Genomic DNA, 15,366 nt, shown 5'->3' with positions numbered 1-15,366 from the left:
AAAGACCCGCATCGCTGCGGGTCTTTTTCTTTGGCTGGAGCGCGCATCGCTACGCGCTCCGGACACCATCGACCGAAGTCGATTACATGTCCATGCCCATGCCGCCCATGCCGCCCGGCATGCCGCCCGGCATCGGTGCGTCTTCCTTCGGCAGTTCTGCAACAGCTGCGTCCGTCGTCAGCAGCAGGCCTGCAACCGAAGCTGCGTTCTGCAGCGCGGTGCGCGTGACCTTGGTCGGGTCGACGACGCCGGCTTCAACCATGTCGACGTACTCGCCCGTTGCTGCGTTGTAGCCGTAGTTGCCCTTGCCTGCAGCAACTGCCGCCACCACGACGCTCGCTTCTTCGCCGCCGTTCGTGACGATCTGGCGCAGCGGCTCTTCCATTGCGCGCAGCACGATCTTGATGCCGGCGTTCTGGTCGGCGTTCGCGCCGGTCAGGCCTGCGATCGCGGTACGAGCGCGGATCAGCGCAACGCCGCCGCCTGCCACGATGCCTTCTTCCACAGCTGCGCGCGTTGCGTGCAGTGCGTCTTCGACACGTGCCTTCTTTTCCTTCATTTCGACTTCGGTCGCAGCACCGACCTTGATCACTGCCACGCCGCCGGCCAGCTTGGCCACGCGCTCTTGCAGCTTTTCACGGTCGTAGTCCGACGTCGCTTCTTCGATTTGCGTGCGAACTTGCTTGACGCGCGCCTCGATGTTCGCGGCTTCGCCTGCGCCGTCGATGATCGTCGTGTTTTCCTTGCCCACTTCGATGCGCTTCGCCTGGCCCAGTTCTGCCAGCGTTGCCTTCTCGAGCGTCAGGCCGGTTTCTTCCGCGATGACTTGACCGCCGGTCAGGATCGCGATGTCTTCCAGCATGGCCTTGCGACGATCGCCGAAGCCCGGCGCCTTGACCGCAACGGTCTTCAGGATGCCGCGGATGTTGTTGACGACCAGCGTTGCGAGCGCTTCGCCTTCGACGTCTTCAGCGATGATCAGCAGCGGACGGCCAGCCTTCGCGACTTGCTCGAGCACCGGCAGCAGATCACGGATGTTCGATACCTTCTTGTCGTGCAGCAGCACGAACGGGTTGTCGAGGACGGCGACTTGCTTGTCCGGGTTGTTGATGAAGTACGGCGACAGGTAGCCGCGGTCGAACTGCATGCCTTCGACGACGTCGAGTTCGTCGGCGAGCGACTTGCCGTCTTCGACGGTGATCACGCCTTCCTTGCCGACCTTGTCCATCGCTTCAGCGATGCGATCGCCGATCGACGAGTCGCTGTTCGCCGAGATCGAGCCGACCTGTGCGATTTCCTTGTTCGTCGTGCACGGCTTGCTGATCTTCTTCAGCTCTTCGACAGCCGCTGCGACTGCCTTGTCGATGCCGCGCTTCAGGTCCATCGGGTTCATGCCCGATGCGACGTACTTCATGCCTTCGCGAACGATCGATTGCGCGAGGACGGTTGCCGTCGTCGTGCCGTCGCCTGCGTTGTCGCTGGTCTTGGAAGCCACTTCCTTGACCATTTGCGCGCCCATGTTCTGGAGCTTGTCCTTCAGCTCGATTTCCTTCGCGACCGACACACCGTCCTTGGTGACCGTCGGGCCGCCGAAGCTGCGCTCGAGCACGACGTTGCGGCCCTTCGGACCCAGCGTGACCTTGACTGCGTTGGCGAGAATGTTCACGCCTTCGACCATCTTCGAACGGGCGGAATCGCCGAATACGACGTCTTTAGCTGCCATCTTCTAACTCCTTGAATTCTTGAGAATATGTGCCGACAGTGGACGCTTACTTGGCGTTGACCACGGCCATGATGTCTTCTTCACGCATGACCAGCAGCTCCTGGCCGTCGACCTTGACGGTCTGACCAGCGTACTTGCCGAACAGCACGCGATCGCCGACCTTCACGTCGAGCGCGATCGGTGCGCCCTTGTCGTCGCGCTTGCCCGGGCCGATGGCCAGGACTTCGCCTTGATCCGGCTTCTCAGCTGCTGCGTCGGGGATCACGATGCCCGAGGCGGTCTTGGTTTCTTGATCCAGGCGCTTGACGATCACGCGATCGTGCAAAGGACGAAGGTTCATATTCACTCCTCTCTTGACTGAGATTGAAGAACGCTTAGGGAATCTGCCCGGCGGGTCGCCCGGCAGAGAATTGTTAGCACTCTCGTGCAGCGAGTGCTAATTATATGGACGGGTTTTGACAAATTCAAGAAGGGAAGCCGGAGGTTTTTTCGTGCGGGGCGGAACGGGAAAAAAACGGGGACGAATTTAACAAACTCATTTAAAACAAATACATAGCTATCGACACCGCGGGCCGGCAGCGAACGAGATACGGGATATCCCGACCCTCGCCCCAATTTGACACGGAGCGAGCATCGAGTTCCCGCGGTCGTCGGCATCGTATGAAAATGGCTGCTCGGACGCAGCAGGAGCCTAGACGGAGGCCCGGAATATCACATGTCCGGACAGCCCGCGACCGGCTGGAACGTCCGGCCGTCGGTCTCGACCGTCGCGCCGAGCAGGCGGGCGAGGCCTTTTGCGCCTTCGCGCATCACGACGTCGTGATTCCACACGAACAGCGGCCGCGCGACCGGCTCCAGCCAGTTCATCCAGCGCTCGCGCGTGCGGATGTGCCACTCGTAGCGCACAACGGTGCGCGTGCCGTCGCCGGCGAACGACCAGCGTCCCTCGCCTTCGATCGCGCCGCTCGCGCGACCTTCGAGCACATGCGGCCGCTCGACGCGCAGCACGCGCATGTCGAAGGTCAGCCGGTACGGCAACGCGCCTTTCCATGTGTATCGCTGCAGCGCGCCGATGCCGCGCGTGTCGCCGCGCTCGATCTCGACGGTCCGCACGGCGCTCTTCCACCAGTCGGGCCAGCGATCGACCTGGTAGATCGCGTCCCAGACAGCCGCGAGCGGCGCGTCCACTCGCCACGTCGTCGAAAACCGGTATTCCGCCATGCTGCCTCCGGCGCGAATCAGAATCGGGATCAGGGCGTGAAGAAGCGGGCGGGAAACGCGACGTCGATCTCGACGTCGTCGAGGGTCACCGTTTCGAGCGGCGCGCCGTCATCGTCCGCGAAGCTCACCACCTTCAGCGGAAAGCCGTCCTCGGCGTCCAGCCACAGACGATAGCGGTGCACGCCGTCGACCACATGCGCGGGCGCGCCCGTCACCGATACGCGCAGCGTGGTGCGTCCGCCGATGGTTTCCTGGCCTTCCGTCACGGTCGCACCGCCCTGCTGCAGCGCATGCACGTTGCGCAGCAACACGCCGACGTCCGACCGGTCGACGCGATGGCCGCTGCCGTCTCGCAGGAGCGGATTGGACGGCGACAGCGTCAGCGCGGGCAGCGCATGCTCGCCGAACGGGCGCAGCCGCACCTTGCCGTCGCCGGGGTCGTACGCAAGCACCGCGCCGTGATGCGGCGACACGAAGTCCATCCGGACGAAACCGGGTTTCCGGTACGCATAGTGGAATTCGGCGTGCTCGCCGCTTCGCGCCGACGAGCGGATCGTCGCGCGGTACGAGTGGACCTGGTCGAAATGGGTCTGCGCGATGGTCACGGGATCGGCTGTCATGCTCGCTCCTATCAGGCTCGCGGCCAGCAATGCGGCGATCACGGCGCCGCCTCGACGTCGAGCACGCCTTCCATTCCGCGCTCGCGATGGCTGCGCAGGAACAGCAGCCGATGCGTGCAATAGTAGGCGAAGCGGCCGGGTGCGGTCGGCGTGAAGCGCAACGTGCGCGGCGTCGTGCCCAGCTCGGTATGCACCGCGACGCCGGCCTGTGGCGCGTCAATCTCGAAACTGTGCGGCACGACGCCCGGTTCGGCCGATACGGTCAGTTCGACCGGCACGTGCGCGCGGACAATCACGTGGTTCGGGCGAAAGAAATAGCTGCCGCCGACGATCGTCACCCGCTGCACGCCGTCGGCGTCGACCGGCACGCGCACCGGCGCATCGCCGTCCGCCCGCGCGAGCCCGGCGCCCGCGACGAGCGCAATCGTCAACATCGCCGCCTTCGTGTTCATCGTTGACTCCCTGCCGATGTCGCGCGTCATCCCTTCCACGCGTCGGTCGGTCCGCCGAGCGCGCCGCATGCTTCGATCGCGAGCTCGCGCAAGCGCCGTTCGTCGGCGCGTCCGGAGAGCGCAAAACCCATGCCGCGATCGGACCAGAAATACGTGTCGCGGCCGCCGGCCGACATCGCCTGGGGCGCAAAGCGTCGCGCGTCGTAGGCCGTCATGTAGAGCGTGACGCGCTCGCCATCCGCACGCTGGTACATCAGTTGCGCGGCCGGCCCCGCGTCGCCCGGCAGCAATCGGCCGCCCAGCAATGCATAGCCGTATTCGTCGAGCGACGGCGCGCGCACGGGCCGCCCGAGACGCGCGGACAGCCACGCGGCAAGGCGCGCCGGATCGCGCGCATCGACCTCGACCGGATGCTCCCGATCGGCCGCGTACACGGCGTACGCGACGTCCGCGCGCGCGGCAAAGGCCGGCTCGGCGCCGAACGTAGTCCAGCCGGCGTGCAGCGCGACGCCGATCATCAGCCCGGCGGCCAGCCCCGCGAACGCATACGCGACGCTGCGCCAGCGCGGCGCGCGCCGCTGCACGAACAGCGTGGGTGCTGCGGCCGGCAGCGGGAACAATGCTTGCACCGCGGCGCGCTGTGCGCCGTAATGCGCGAACCGGTCGGCTTCACGCGGATCGGACTCCAGCCGTTCGAGCATCTCGCGGCGCTCCGGCCCCGACAGCTCGCCGTCGAGCAGCGCCGACAGCAGCTGCGCCGATGCGTCGGCGTCGGCGCCGTCGTCCCGCTCGTTCGAAGGTTTGCGCGGATCGTCGTCCATCATGTCTTCCCGATCACCCGTAACGCGGCCGCGCCGCGCGCCGGCGGCTCGCCGGACAGCAGCGCACGCATGTGTTCACGCGCCCGCGACAGCCGTGACATCACCGTCCCCACCGGCACCCCGAGCACTTGTGCGGCGTCGCGGTAACTCAATTCCTCGAGCGCGATCAGCAGCAGCACCTCGCGCTGCTCGACGGGCAGCCGGTACAGCGCGCGCTGCACGTCGCGCAGCAGCAGCCCACCGATCTCGTCGGTCGGCGCGGCCATCGTCTGCCATGGCGCGGTCGCATCGTCGACCGCGATCTCGTGCCGCGCGCGCAACTGATCGATGAAACGATGGCGCAGCAGCGTCAGCAGCCACGCACGCAGGTTGCCGCCGTCGCGCGGCGGCCGGTTCAGCGCGCGCTCGAGCGTGTCCTGCACGAGATCGTCCGCCCAGGCTCGGTCGCCCGTCAGCGCGCGCGCATATCGCGTGAGATGCGGCAGCCACACCAGCAGGTCCGATTCGTAGCTCATCCGGATGCCTCGCGCGTCGCCGCGCCGTCAGTCCGTCCGTCGACTCTCAGGGACGCGCGACGTGCCACATGCCACCAATCCCGTCGCCACCCGCGTCGCCGGCCTTGTGGTCCATCTTCCAGCGATACAGCGGACGGCCGTGGTAAGCCCATTGCTTGCGGCCGTCGTCGCGCGTGACGAGGCTCAGTGCGCCGGACGCCTTGTCGTATCCGTCGGCGAGCGCCGGCGGCCAGTTGGCCGCGCAGGTGCCGGTGCATGTGCTCCTGCCCGGCGCATCGTGATCGAACACGTACAGCGTCATGTGATCTTCGTCGACCAGTTTCCCGTCACCGGCCTGCGGCGGCTCGGCGGCCGCGGGCCGCGCGATCGCGGCCGTCAGCGCGATGGCGAACAGCATCGTCTTCATTCCCGTTCTCCTTGGCATGGCATCGCGGCACCGCACCGCCGGACGGGACGTCGACTTCGTCATGACCATTATCCCGCCGTCCGGCCGCGCCGAGACTTGGTAGGTAAACGGACGGACCCGGCAAGTTATTCCATGCTGCCCCGCAACGCGGCGCCATTCCTCACAGGAAACACATCGGGAATCCAAAGAAAACGCGGCATGACATTGCTGTCATGCCGCGTTGTACGCCCCGTTGCGCGCGGCAAGCGATGGACCGCCGCCGCGCGTTCCGGCCGGTTACTTCGGCAATGCGCCAGTCACCGCCTGCAGCAGCGTCGACACCGGTGCGAGCGGGTTGTTCGCGGAGCCGTTGCCCGAGTGCGGCGTGACCGACAGGCTCGGCGTTGAACCCAGCACCGTGCCCAGCGACGTGCCGACAGCATTGACGACCGTCGCCGTCGCGTTGCCGGTCGTCGAGACCAGCGAACCGGTAGCGCCCGCCGTGCTGCCCGCAGCGCTCGCGCCGGAGCCGAGCAGGCTGCCGCCCGCCGCGGCAGTCGAACCGGCCGCGCCCGACAGCGCGCCGGCCGCCTGCCCGAGGGCTGCCGGACCGTTCGCGAGGGCGCCCGTGACCGAACCGAGTGCACCGGTCAGTGCGCCGGCCGGGTTGCTGCCGCCGCTCAGACCGCTGACGAGGTTCGTGATCGGCGCAATCGGGCTGCCACCTGCGCCCGACAATGTGCCAACGACCTGGTTCACGACGCCCTGCACCGGCGCCAGCGGGTTCGTGCCGCCGAGGTTGCCGAGTGCGCCTGTCACCGAGCTGACTGCATTGCTCAGTGCGCCTGCCGGGTTGCCGCTGCCCAGCGTACCGACGACCTGGTTCACGACGCCCTGCACCGGCGCCAGCGGGTTCGTGCCGCCGAGGTTGCCGAGTGCGCCCGTCACCGAGCTGACCGCATTGCTCAGTGCGCCTGCCGGGTTGCCGCTGCCCAGCGTGCCGACGACCTGGTTAACCACGCCCTGGACCGGCGCCAGCGCGTTCGCGCTACCGAGATTGCCGAGCGCGCTCGTGACCGAACCGAGCGCTCCGGTCAGCGCGCCGGCCGCATTGCCACCCGTCGGCAGGGCATTCTGCAGGCCGCTGACGAGGCTCGTGATCGGCGCGATCGGGCTGCCGCCGCCGGCGCCCGAAAGCGTGCCGACGACCTGGTTCACAACGCCCTGCACCGGCGCCAGCGGGTTCGAGCCGCCGAGATTGCCGAGTGCGCCCGTCATCGAGTTCACCGCGTCCGTCAGTGCACTGGCCGGGTTGCCGTTGCCGAGCGTGCCGGCGAGTTGCGTAACGGCACCTTGCACCGGTGCCAGTGGGCTCGACACGCCGCCGATGTTGCCGAGCGCCCCCGTGATCGTATTGACCGCGTTGCTCAGTGCACCGGCCGGATTGCCACTGCCCAGCGTGCCCGTGACCTGGTCGACAACGTTCTGGATCGGTGCCAGCGGGTTCGTGCCGCCGCCAACGTTGCCCAGTACACCCGTGACTGTGCCCAGCGCACCGGTCAACGCACCTGCCGGATTGCCGCCGCCGAGTGCGCCCGTCACTTGATTGACGACGCCTTGAACCGGCGCCAGCGGGTTCGTGCCACCGCCGACGTTGCCCAGTGCACCGGTGACCGTGCCGAGCGCACCGGTCAACGCACCTGCCGGATTACCGCCACCGAGTGCGCCCGTCACTTGATTGACGACGCCCTGAACCGGCGCCAGCGGGTTCGTGCCGCCGCCAACGTTGCCCAGTGCACCGGTGACCGTACCCAACGCGCCAGTCAACGCACCTGCCGGATTGCCGCCGCCGAGTGCGCCCGTCACTTGATTGACGACACCTTGAACCGGCGCCAGCGGATTCGCACCGCCGCCGACGTTACCCAGTGCACCGGTGACCGTACCCAGCGCGCCAGTCAACGCACCTGCCGGATTGCCGCCGCCGAGCGCGCCCGTCACTTGATTGACGACACCTTGAACCGGTGCCAGCGGGTTCGTGCCACCGCCAACGTTACCCAGTGCACCGGTGACCGTACCCAGCGCGCCAGTCAATGCACCTGCCGGATTGCCGCCGCCGAGTGCGCCCGTCACTTGATTGACGACGCCTTGAACCGGCGCCAGCGGGTTCGTGCCGCCGCCAACGTTGCCCAGTGCACCGGTGACCGTGCCCAGCGCGCCGGTCAACGCACCTGCCGGATTGCCGCCGCCGAGCGCGCCCGTCACTTGATTGACGACACCTTGAACCGGTGCCAGCGGGTTCGTGCCACCGCCAACGTTACCCAGTGCACCGGTGACCGTACCCAGCGCGCCAGTCAACGCACCTGCCGGATTGCCGCCGCCGAGTGCGCCCGTCACTTGATTGACGACGCCTTGAACCGGCGCCAGCGGGTTCGTGCCGCCGCCAACGTTGCCCAGTGCACCCGTGACCGTGCCCAGCGCGCCAGTCAACGCACCTGCCGGGTTGCCACCGCCGAGTGCGCCCGTCACTTGATTGACGACGCCCTGAACCGGCGCCAGCGGGTTCGTGCCGCCGCCAACGTTGCCCAGTGCACCGGTGACCGTACCCAACGCGCCAGTCAACGCACCTGCCGGATTGCCGCCGCCGAGTGCGCCCGTCACTCCGTTCACCACGCCTTGAACCGGCGCCAGCGGATTCCCACCGCCGGCAACGTTGCCCAACGCACCGGTGACCGTGCCCAACGCGCCGGACAACGCACCTGCCGGATCGCCGCTGCCGAGCGCGCCCGTCACCCCGTTCACCACACCCTGCACCGGCGCCAGCGGATTCGCGCCACCGCCAACGTTACCCAGCGCACCCGTGACCGTGCCGAGCGCACCAGTCAACGCACCTGCCGGATTGCCGCCACCAAGCGCCCCCGTCACTTGATTGACGACGCCTTGAACCGGCGCCAGCGGATTCGTGCCGCCGCCAACGTTACCCAACGCACCCGTGACCGTGCCGAGCGCACCGGTCAATGCACCTGCCGGATTGCCACCGCCGAGCGCACCCGTCACCCCGTTCACCACGCCTTGCACCGGCGCGAGCGGCGTCACCGTGCCGCCTCCGCCACCGAGCGCGCCTTGCAGCGCGTTCACCGCGCCCGACAATGCCTCCGCCGGATTGCCCAGCGACGTCTGAATCGCGCCCGATCCGCCCGCCGCCACGGTGACCGAACCCAGCGGCGACGTGCCGGTCGCGGCCAGCCCGATCGACACGCTGTTCGTCGGCGGATTCACGATTACCTGCGGAAGCGGCAGCGCATCGAGCGTCCCCGCGATAGCCGAACCGGAAGCCAGTACCCCGAACACCGTCGCGACCGACAGCGCCACACCCGTCAATTTAAGATTTTGTCCCATCTTTACCCCATCTCGGTTGGCACTACGTTGATAAAGCATGGGGACGGATTGCACGAAGCGTGCCACCCGGATAAAACGGATTGATTCGTCTGCCTATTGCAATCGAATAACGGTTTTATATGGATTTCAGGGCAAATAAATGGGTCACACGACCACAATCATCCGACGAATCAGACATCCGGCGTGCGGATGTAACGTAACGTTTGCGAGGCCCGAAGTAACGTGTTCCGGTACATTCCGTGCCACGTCGGAACGTCCTTACGAAAGCGCCGACGTATTGCCCGGGCGGATCCAACGATTCGCATTTCATTTTCATGAAAATGCATTAATAAATCGCTTGTTTGCCCATTTTCTTATTTCGCGATTTCTTTCCGATCAATTACGCAGATGATTTCCATTTGCGCGCCCTCCGACAACACGGACAGCCAAACGAAAAAATGTGACGGCCGCACTCTGAACTGCACCCCAAAAGTTGGACTAGATCCAACCTTTGGGGTGTTTTTCATGACGAAGTACGACGAACGTTTTCGGCGTCGAGTGGTTCAGGCGTACCTGGCTGGAGAGGCCGGCACCAAGACACTTGCTCACCGTTACGGAGTGGGCAGGACGATGGTGCGACGTTGGGTGGCGAGCTATCGCGAGCATGGCGAAGACGGACTGAGCAAGAAGCACAGCCACTACGACGCGCGATTCAAGTTGTCAGTCCTTCAGCGGATGCGGCGCGATGAGCTGTCGTATGCGCAGGTGGCAGCGCTATTCGGCATCCGCAATGAACGAAGCATCCCGATCTGGGAGCGTCTGTATCATGAGGGCGGTATAGATGCGTTGGCGCCTCGTCGCCGAGGGCGCCCCCCGAAAATGACCACCTCACCACCACCGAAATCCCTCGACGATACCGTGCAGAAAGAGCCGAGCCGCGAGGAACTGCTCAAGGAAATCGTGTATTTGCGAGCGGAGGTGGCATACCTAAAAAAGCTCGATGCGCTGCTGCAATCAAAGAAGCAGACAGCGCCCAGGAAAAAACGCAAATAATACGTGAGCTTAGGCAATGCCATCCGGTAGCCGCGTTACTGAAGGCGGCAGGTCTGGCACGCAGCACGTTCTATTACCAACTCAAGGTATTGGATGCTGGCGATCGGTATGCGGATCTCAAAGTGAAGATCCGGAGCGTGTACGACCACCACAAGGGCCGTTACGGCTATCGGCGAATCACGACAGTGATCCGGCAAGCGGGACACGCGATCAATCACAAGACCGTGCAGCGGTTGATGGGACAACTGCAGTTGAAATCTCTGGTACGCCCGAAGAGATATCGTTCCTGGCGAGGCGAAGTCGGCCGCGTTGCCCCAAATCTACTGCGGCGGCAGTTTGATGCTGAACGCCCGAATCAGAAGTGGGTGACCGACGTGACCGAATTCAATGTAGGGGGCCCAAAGCTCTATCTGTCGCCGGTGATGGACTTGTACAACGGGGAGATCGTCGCTTACCAAATGGATGAGCGCCCGAGCTTCGAGTTGGTCAGCGGCATGTTGAAGAAGGCGGTGGCCAAGCTCGATGATGAAGGACGGCCGTTACTGCATTCGGATCAAGGCTGGCAGTATCAGATGCCCGCCTACCGTCGGTTGTTGAAGCAGCATGCGCTCACCCAGAGCATGTCGCGCAGAGGCAACTGCCTTGATAACGCAGCCATGGAGAGCTTCTTCGGCACGCTGAAATCCGAGTGCTATCGGCTGGCGCGCTTTGCGAACGTGGAGCAGTTGCGAGATGCGTTGAGCCGCTACATTCACTACTACAACCACGAACGCATCAAGCTGAAATTAAATGGGCTGAGTCCCGTGCAATACAGGACTCAGCCCTTGGCCGCTTAGATTTTAACCGTCCAACTTCGTGGGGTCAGTTCACTCGCGGCGGCCGTCGCGTCGAAACGGGCTCAGCCGAAGCGTGCGGGTCGATACGGATGGGGATCGATGTAGGTCGGCTCGCCCGTCATCATCTCGGCGAGCAAACGTCCGGTCGCGGGGCCGAGCGTGAGTCCGTGATGGCAATGGCCGAACGCGAACCACAGGTGACGATGGCGCGGCGCAGGCCCGATCACCGGCCGCATGTCGGGCGTGCACGGCCGCATCCCGAGCCACGGCGCCGGATCCAGCCGTTCGCCGATGCCGAACGCGTCGCGCGCAAGCGGCTCGGCGCGCGCGAGCTGCACGCCGGTCGGCGGCGCGCCGCGCAACGCAATCTCGACACCGGTCGTGAGCCGCAGGCGGCCGCCCTCCATCGGCGCGACGACGAAGCCCTCCTCGGTATCGCACACGGGCACGTTCAGCGGCACGCGGGTCGGCCGGTAATGCATGTGGTAGCCGCGTTTGGCACGCAACGGAATCCGGTAACCGAGCGGCGCGAACACGTGATCGGACCACGGCCCAAGCGCGACCACGGCCGAGCGCGCCGCGATCGGCCCGTGTCCGGTATCGACCTGCCAGCCATCGCGCACCTGCGCGAGCGTCGTCGCGTCGCCGCGCACGAACGTGCCGCCGTCGCGCTCGAACAGCCGCGCGTACGCCTTCGTCAGGCCGCCGGGGCTCGACACGGTCTTCGGATCCTGCCAGTGGAACGCACCGCAAAATGCATCGCCGATGCCGGGCTCGCGTTCGCGCAACGTACGCGCGTCGAGCACGCTCATCCGCAACCCGTGCGCGTCGGCCACCCGCTGCTGCGCGCGCGCTTCCGCGTCGAACAACGCCGGCGAACGGAACGCCTCGATCCACCCGCCGTCATGCACGAGCGGTTGCGCGTCCGTGCGCGCGAGCAGCGCGTCGTGCTCGACGACGCTCGCCGCGACGAGCGGCAGCATGTCGCGCGCGGCGGCCGCGAGCCGCTGCGGCGACGATTCCCGCCAGAAGCGCGCGAGCCAGCCCGCATACGCGGGCAATGCCTTGTAATCCCAATAGAGATCGACCGAGCGGTTGCGTGCGTAACGCAGCAGCGTGCCGAAACGGCGCGGGAACGCGTACGGCACGACCGACGAGCGTTCAATCAGCCCGGCATTGCCGTGACTCGTTTCCTCGCCGGGCGCGCGCCGGTCGACGAGTGCGACGCGCAGCCCGCGATCCTGCAGATGCAGCGCCGACGACACGCCGACGATGCCGGCCCCCAGAACGATGACGTCGAAATCCATGCTTCTCCGTACTGCGTCGAGATTCGGTGCGACGCGCGCCGGCACCGCGGCCGGCGCGCGGCCACGCTTACTTCGCGATGATGTCGCGCTTGAAGTACTTCTGCGACAGCGCGCTCAGCGTGCCGTCCTTCTTCAGCGCGTCGAGCGCGCCGACGATCTTCGCCTGCAGCGCCTTGTCGCCCTTGCGCATCCCGAAGCCGGTGCCTTCGCCGAGCGTCGCGGGATCCTTCAGCGCATCGCCGACGATCTGGTAGTCGCGGCCGGCAGGCTTGTCGAGGAAACCGTCCTGCGCGGTCTGTGCTTCCTGCACGGCCGCGTCGAGACGTCCGGCGACGAGATCCGCATAGATCTGGTCCTGGTCCTGATACGACACGACAGCCACGCCCGCATTCGCCCAGTGGGCCTTCAGGAAATCCTCCTGCGACGAGCCCTGCAGCACGCCGACGTGCTTGCCGCGCAGGCTCGCGGCGTCGGGCCGCAGCGGCGAGCCGCGGTGCGCGACCATCACGATCGGCACCACGTAGATCGGCGGCGTGAAGTCGATGCTCTGCTTGCGCTTCGCGGTGATGTTCATCGCCGAATTGATCGCGTCGAACTTGCGCGCCTGCAGCGCCGGGATCAGCCCGTCGAACGCATTCTCGACCCACACGCACTTCATGTTCAGCTTCGCGCACACCGCGTTGCCGATGTCGACGTCGAAACCCTGCAGCTGGCCGGCCGGCGTCTTGCTCTCGAACGGCGGATACGCGGCTTCGATCCCGAAGCGCAACGTGGTCTGTTCCGCGTGGGCCGTGACGGCCGCGCACGCAAGCGCCGCGACGGCGCAGAGGGAAAGCTTCCAGTTCATGACGGATGTCCTTCGATTCCGGATTGAGGCGATGAAGACCGGCCGCCGTGCGACGACACGCCGGTCCGCACGCGGAAATATAGACTCTTAGTCTACTATAGACTATAGGGGATACGATAATCGCGACGCCGCCATCGTCCGGCGAGAGTCCACCGATCACGCGAAACGCCGTTGATTTGCCGACATTTTTCCGGCGATGCGCGCGGCAATCGTGTCTCGAAAAGAAAATTTCACCCGGCCAGTTTTGTCTATATTAGACTTTTAATCCATCACGAACACCGCCGGACACCTGTTTTCGAGACTGTCCTGTCCGGCGCCCGACCGGAGAAGTCCCATGACGCAACCCGCCCCGACCCTGCCGCTGACCGTCGACGAAGCCACGGTGCGCGCGGCGCTGCCGTCGCTCGACGTGCTCGGCACGCTGCGCCGCATGTTCGCGTCGCTCGCGTCGGCCCGCGCGGTGCAGCCGCCGCAGACCCTCACGCTGTTCCCCGAACACGCCGGCGATTTCATCACGTATCTCGGCGCGCTCGCCGACGAGCAGGTGTTCGGCGCGAAGCTGTCGCCGTACGTCGTGACGGGTGCAAAGCCGATCGTCACCGCATGGACCGCGCTGATGTCGATGCGCACCGGCCAGCCGCTGATGTGGTGCGATGCGGGGTTGCTGACGATCGAGCGCACGGCCGGCACGACCGCGCTCGCGGTCGACTGCCTTGCGCCGCGCGACGCGCGCCGGCTCGCCGTGGTCGGCACGGGCGCGGTCGGCCTTGCGCATCTGCGTCACACGGCGGCGTTGCGCGACTGGGCATCGATCAGCGTCCATTCGCCCGCGCTCGCCGGCGACGCGGCGCTGCAGGCGACGCTCGCGCGGATCGATCCGCGAGCCCGTGCGGCCGCCAGCGTCGACGCATGCGTGCGCGACGCTGACGTCGTGATGCTGTGCACGTCGTCGGGCACGCCGGTGCTCGCCGACGGCATGCTCACGCGTCCGGCGCTCGTCACGTCGATCAGCACCAACGTCGCGCGCGCGCACGAGATCCCGCCCGCGTGGCTGCCCGACATGGACGTGTATTGCGACTACCGGCACACGACGCCCGCGAGCGCGGGCGAGATGCAGATCGCGGCGGCCGCGCACGGCTGGACGCATGAGCGAATCGTCGGCGACCTGCCCGCGCTCGTCGCCGGCACCTGCGCGGCGCCGTCGCGCACGCGTCATGCGTTCTTCCGCTCGATCGGCCTCGGGCTCGAGGACATCGCGATCGCACATGCGCTGTACACGCATCTGACGCACGCATGAGCAGCACGCGCACGCGGGGCCGATACAATGGCGCAACCGCCGCGGCGGCAGCGCGCGGGCGCACGGACCAGCCGTTCGACGGCACGCCGGCGCGCCGCGCCGACGCACCGCCCGGCCCCCGCTCACCCGAGATGGCGATTCCGATGCGCAAGAAGCAATCCCCCGTCAAAGACCTGCTGCTCACCCGCTATGCACCGATCGCCGACGGCATCGCGGCGCTGTTCTTCCCGTATGCGGAAGTCGTGATCCACGACCTGCACGACCAGACCGTGCTGTATCTCGCGAACAACCTGTCGAAGCGCGAGGTCGGCGACGACTCGGCGCTCGAGGAAATCGATCATTCGGCGCGCGAGCGCGTGATCGGTCCGTACGAAAAGCTGAACTGGGACGGCCGGCGCATGCGTTGCGTGAGCAACGTGCTGTTCGACGACGAAGGCCGCCCGGCCGGGATGATGTGCATCAACTTCAACATCGCGGTGTTCGACGACGTCCGCGCGACGCTCGACGTGTTCATCAAGGGCGCGGGCATCGTCGCGCAGCCGGACGAGCTGTTCCGCGACGACTGGCAGGAGCGCATCAACACGTTCCTGCACGGCTGGCTGCGCGAGCGGCAGGTCGGCCTGAACGGGCTCACGCGCGAGCACCGGCGCGAGCTCGTCGAGGCGCTGTATGCGGAAGGCGCGTTCCGCGGCAAGAGCGCCGCGAACTACGTGGCGAACGTGCTCGGAATGGGGCGCGCGACCGTCTACAAGCACCTGAAGCATCTGAAGGAAACGCAGGGCGACGCATAAGCGGCGCGTGCAGCGGGACCGATCGTCGGTTCACCGCCGAGATCGACATCGACGATCGCGACCGGTACGCGCGAGCCATGTTCCTCCGTCGTGAAGCGTGCGGCCCGTTCCACCCCCGGCGAG

General features: G+C 66.3%; 14 protein-coding genes. 3 read left to right on the top strand and 11 right to left on the bottom strand.

The features are described from left to right. Positions 1 to 82: 82 nt before the first annotated feature. From groL to WI26_RS03760, 9 genes are all read right to left on the bottom strand, one after another. Positions 83 to 1,723, bottom strand: a complete 1,641-nt coding sequence (groL, locus tag WI26_RS03800; protein ID WP_059466950.1) for a chaperonin GroEL — start codon at positions 1,721 to 1,723, stop codon at positions 83 to 85. Positions 1,724 to 1,769: 46 nt separating this feature from the next. Continuing rightward, a complete protein-coding gene (gene groES / locus WI26_RS03795) occupies positions 1,770 to 2,063 on the bottom strand; it encodes a co-chaperone GroES (RefSeq protein ID WP_004186661.1) in 294 nt (97 codons plus the stop codon). 371 nt (positions 2,064 to 2,434) lie between these two features. Continuing rightward, positions 2,435 to 2,944: an SRPBCC family protein gene (locus WI26_RS03790; protein ID WP_069225228.1), complete on the bottom strand. Its 510-nt coding sequence runs from the start codon at positions 2,942 to 2,944 to the stop codon at positions 2,435 to 2,437. Between the two features lie 29 nt (positions 2,945 to 2,973). After that, a complete protein-coding gene (locus WI26_RS03785) occupies positions 2,974 to 3,606 on the bottom strand; it encodes a LolA family protein (protein ID WP_069225227.1) in 633 nt (210 codons plus the stop codon). Further along, positions 3,603 to 4,016, bottom strand: coding sequence for a quinol oxidase (locus WI26_RS03780; protein WP_069226346.1), 414 nt, complete (start codon positions 4,014 to 4,016; stop codon positions 3,603 to 3,605). Before WI26_RS03780 ends, WI26_RS03785 begins: the two co-directional genes overlap by 4 nt. Before the next feature lie 26 nt (positions 4,017 to 4,042). Then, positions 4,043 to 4,837, bottom strand: coding sequence for an anti-sigma factor family protein (locus WI26_RS03775; protein ID WP_069225226.1), 795 nt, complete (start codon positions 4,835 to 4,837; stop codon positions 4,043 to 4,045). After that, on the bottom strand, positions 4,837 to 5,352 hold the full coding sequence (locus WI26_RS03770; RefSeq protein WP_059538923.1) for a sigma-70 family RNA polymerase sigma factor: 516 nt from the start codon (positions 5,350 to 5,352) through the stop codon (positions 4,837 to 4,839). The genes WI26_RS03775 and WI26_RS03770 overlap by 1 nt, the downstream gene beginning before the upstream one ends. 46 nt (positions 5,353 to 5,398) lie before the next feature. Continuing rightward, entirely contained in the window at positions 5,399 to 5,758 is a 360-nt protein-coding gene (locus WI26_RS03765; RefSeq protein ID WP_059466945.1) for a hypothetical protein, read from the bottom strand. 276 nt (positions 5,759 to 6,034) lie between these two features. Next, positions 6,035 to 9,133: a beta strand repeat-containing protein gene (locus WI26_RS03760; protein ID WP_069225225.1), complete on the bottom strand. Its 3,099-nt coding sequence runs from the start codon at positions 9,131 to 9,133 to the stop codon at positions 6,035 to 6,037. Positions 9,134 to 9,637: 504 nt separating this feature from the next. Here WI26_RS03760 and WI26_RS32105 point away from each other — a divergent pair. Beyond that, positions 9,638 to 11,001 (top strand): IS3 family transposase gene (locus tag WI26_RS32105; RefSeq protein ID WP_155768733.1). Its coding sequence is split into 2 segments (ribosomal slippage): positions 9,638 to 10,100 and positions 10,100 to 11,001, totalling 1,365 coding nucleotides; the frame shifts between segments, so codons are not numbered across the junction. A 62-nt stretch (positions 11,002 to 11,063) separates the two neighbouring features. Here WI26_RS32105 and WI26_RS03745 read toward each other — a convergent pair. Together WI26_RS03745 and WI26_RS03740 are read right to left on the bottom strand one after the other, a co-directional pair. Then, positions 11,064 to 12,308 (bottom strand): NAD(P)/FAD-dependent oxidoreductase, encoded by a 1,245-nt coding sequence (locus WI26_RS03745; RefSeq protein ID WP_069225222.1) that lies wholly within the window; start codon positions 12,306 to 12,308, stop codon positions 11,064 to 11,066. Between the two features lie 67 nt (positions 12,309 to 12,375). Further along, positions 12,376 to 13,155: an ABC transporter substrate-binding protein gene (locus tag WI26_RS03740; RefSeq protein WP_059508849.1), complete on the bottom strand. Its 780-nt coding sequence runs from the start codon at positions 13,153 to 13,155 to the stop codon at positions 12,376 to 12,378. 334 nt (positions 13,156 to 13,489) lie between these two features. Between WI26_RS03740 and WI26_RS03735 the strand changes: the two genes are divergently transcribed. Both WI26_RS03735 and WI26_RS03730 read left to right on the top strand, forming a co-directional pair. Beyond that, entirely contained in the window at positions 13,490 to 14,452 is a 963-nt protein-coding gene (locus WI26_RS03735) for an ornithine cyclodeaminase family protein (RefSeq protein WP_069225221.1), read from the top strand. Then, complete coding sequence (locus WI26_RS03730; protein WP_059468528.1) at positions 14,449 to 15,243, top strand: helix-turn-helix transcriptional regulator; 795 nt, start codon at positions 14,449 to 14,451, stop codon at positions 15,241 to 15,243. Before WI26_RS03735 ends, WI26_RS03730 begins: the two co-directional genes overlap by 4 nt. Positions 15,244 to 15,366: the final 123 nt, after the last annotated feature.

The organism is Burkholderia diffusa (genome assembly GCF_001718315.1).
GTDB lineage: Bacteria > Pseudomonadota > Gammaproteobacteria > Burkholderiales > Burkholderiaceae > Burkholderia > Burkholderia diffusa_B.
The sequence above is the reverse complement of the archived record's forward strand: the minus strand, read 5'-3'. Positions and strand labels throughout refer to the sequence as shown.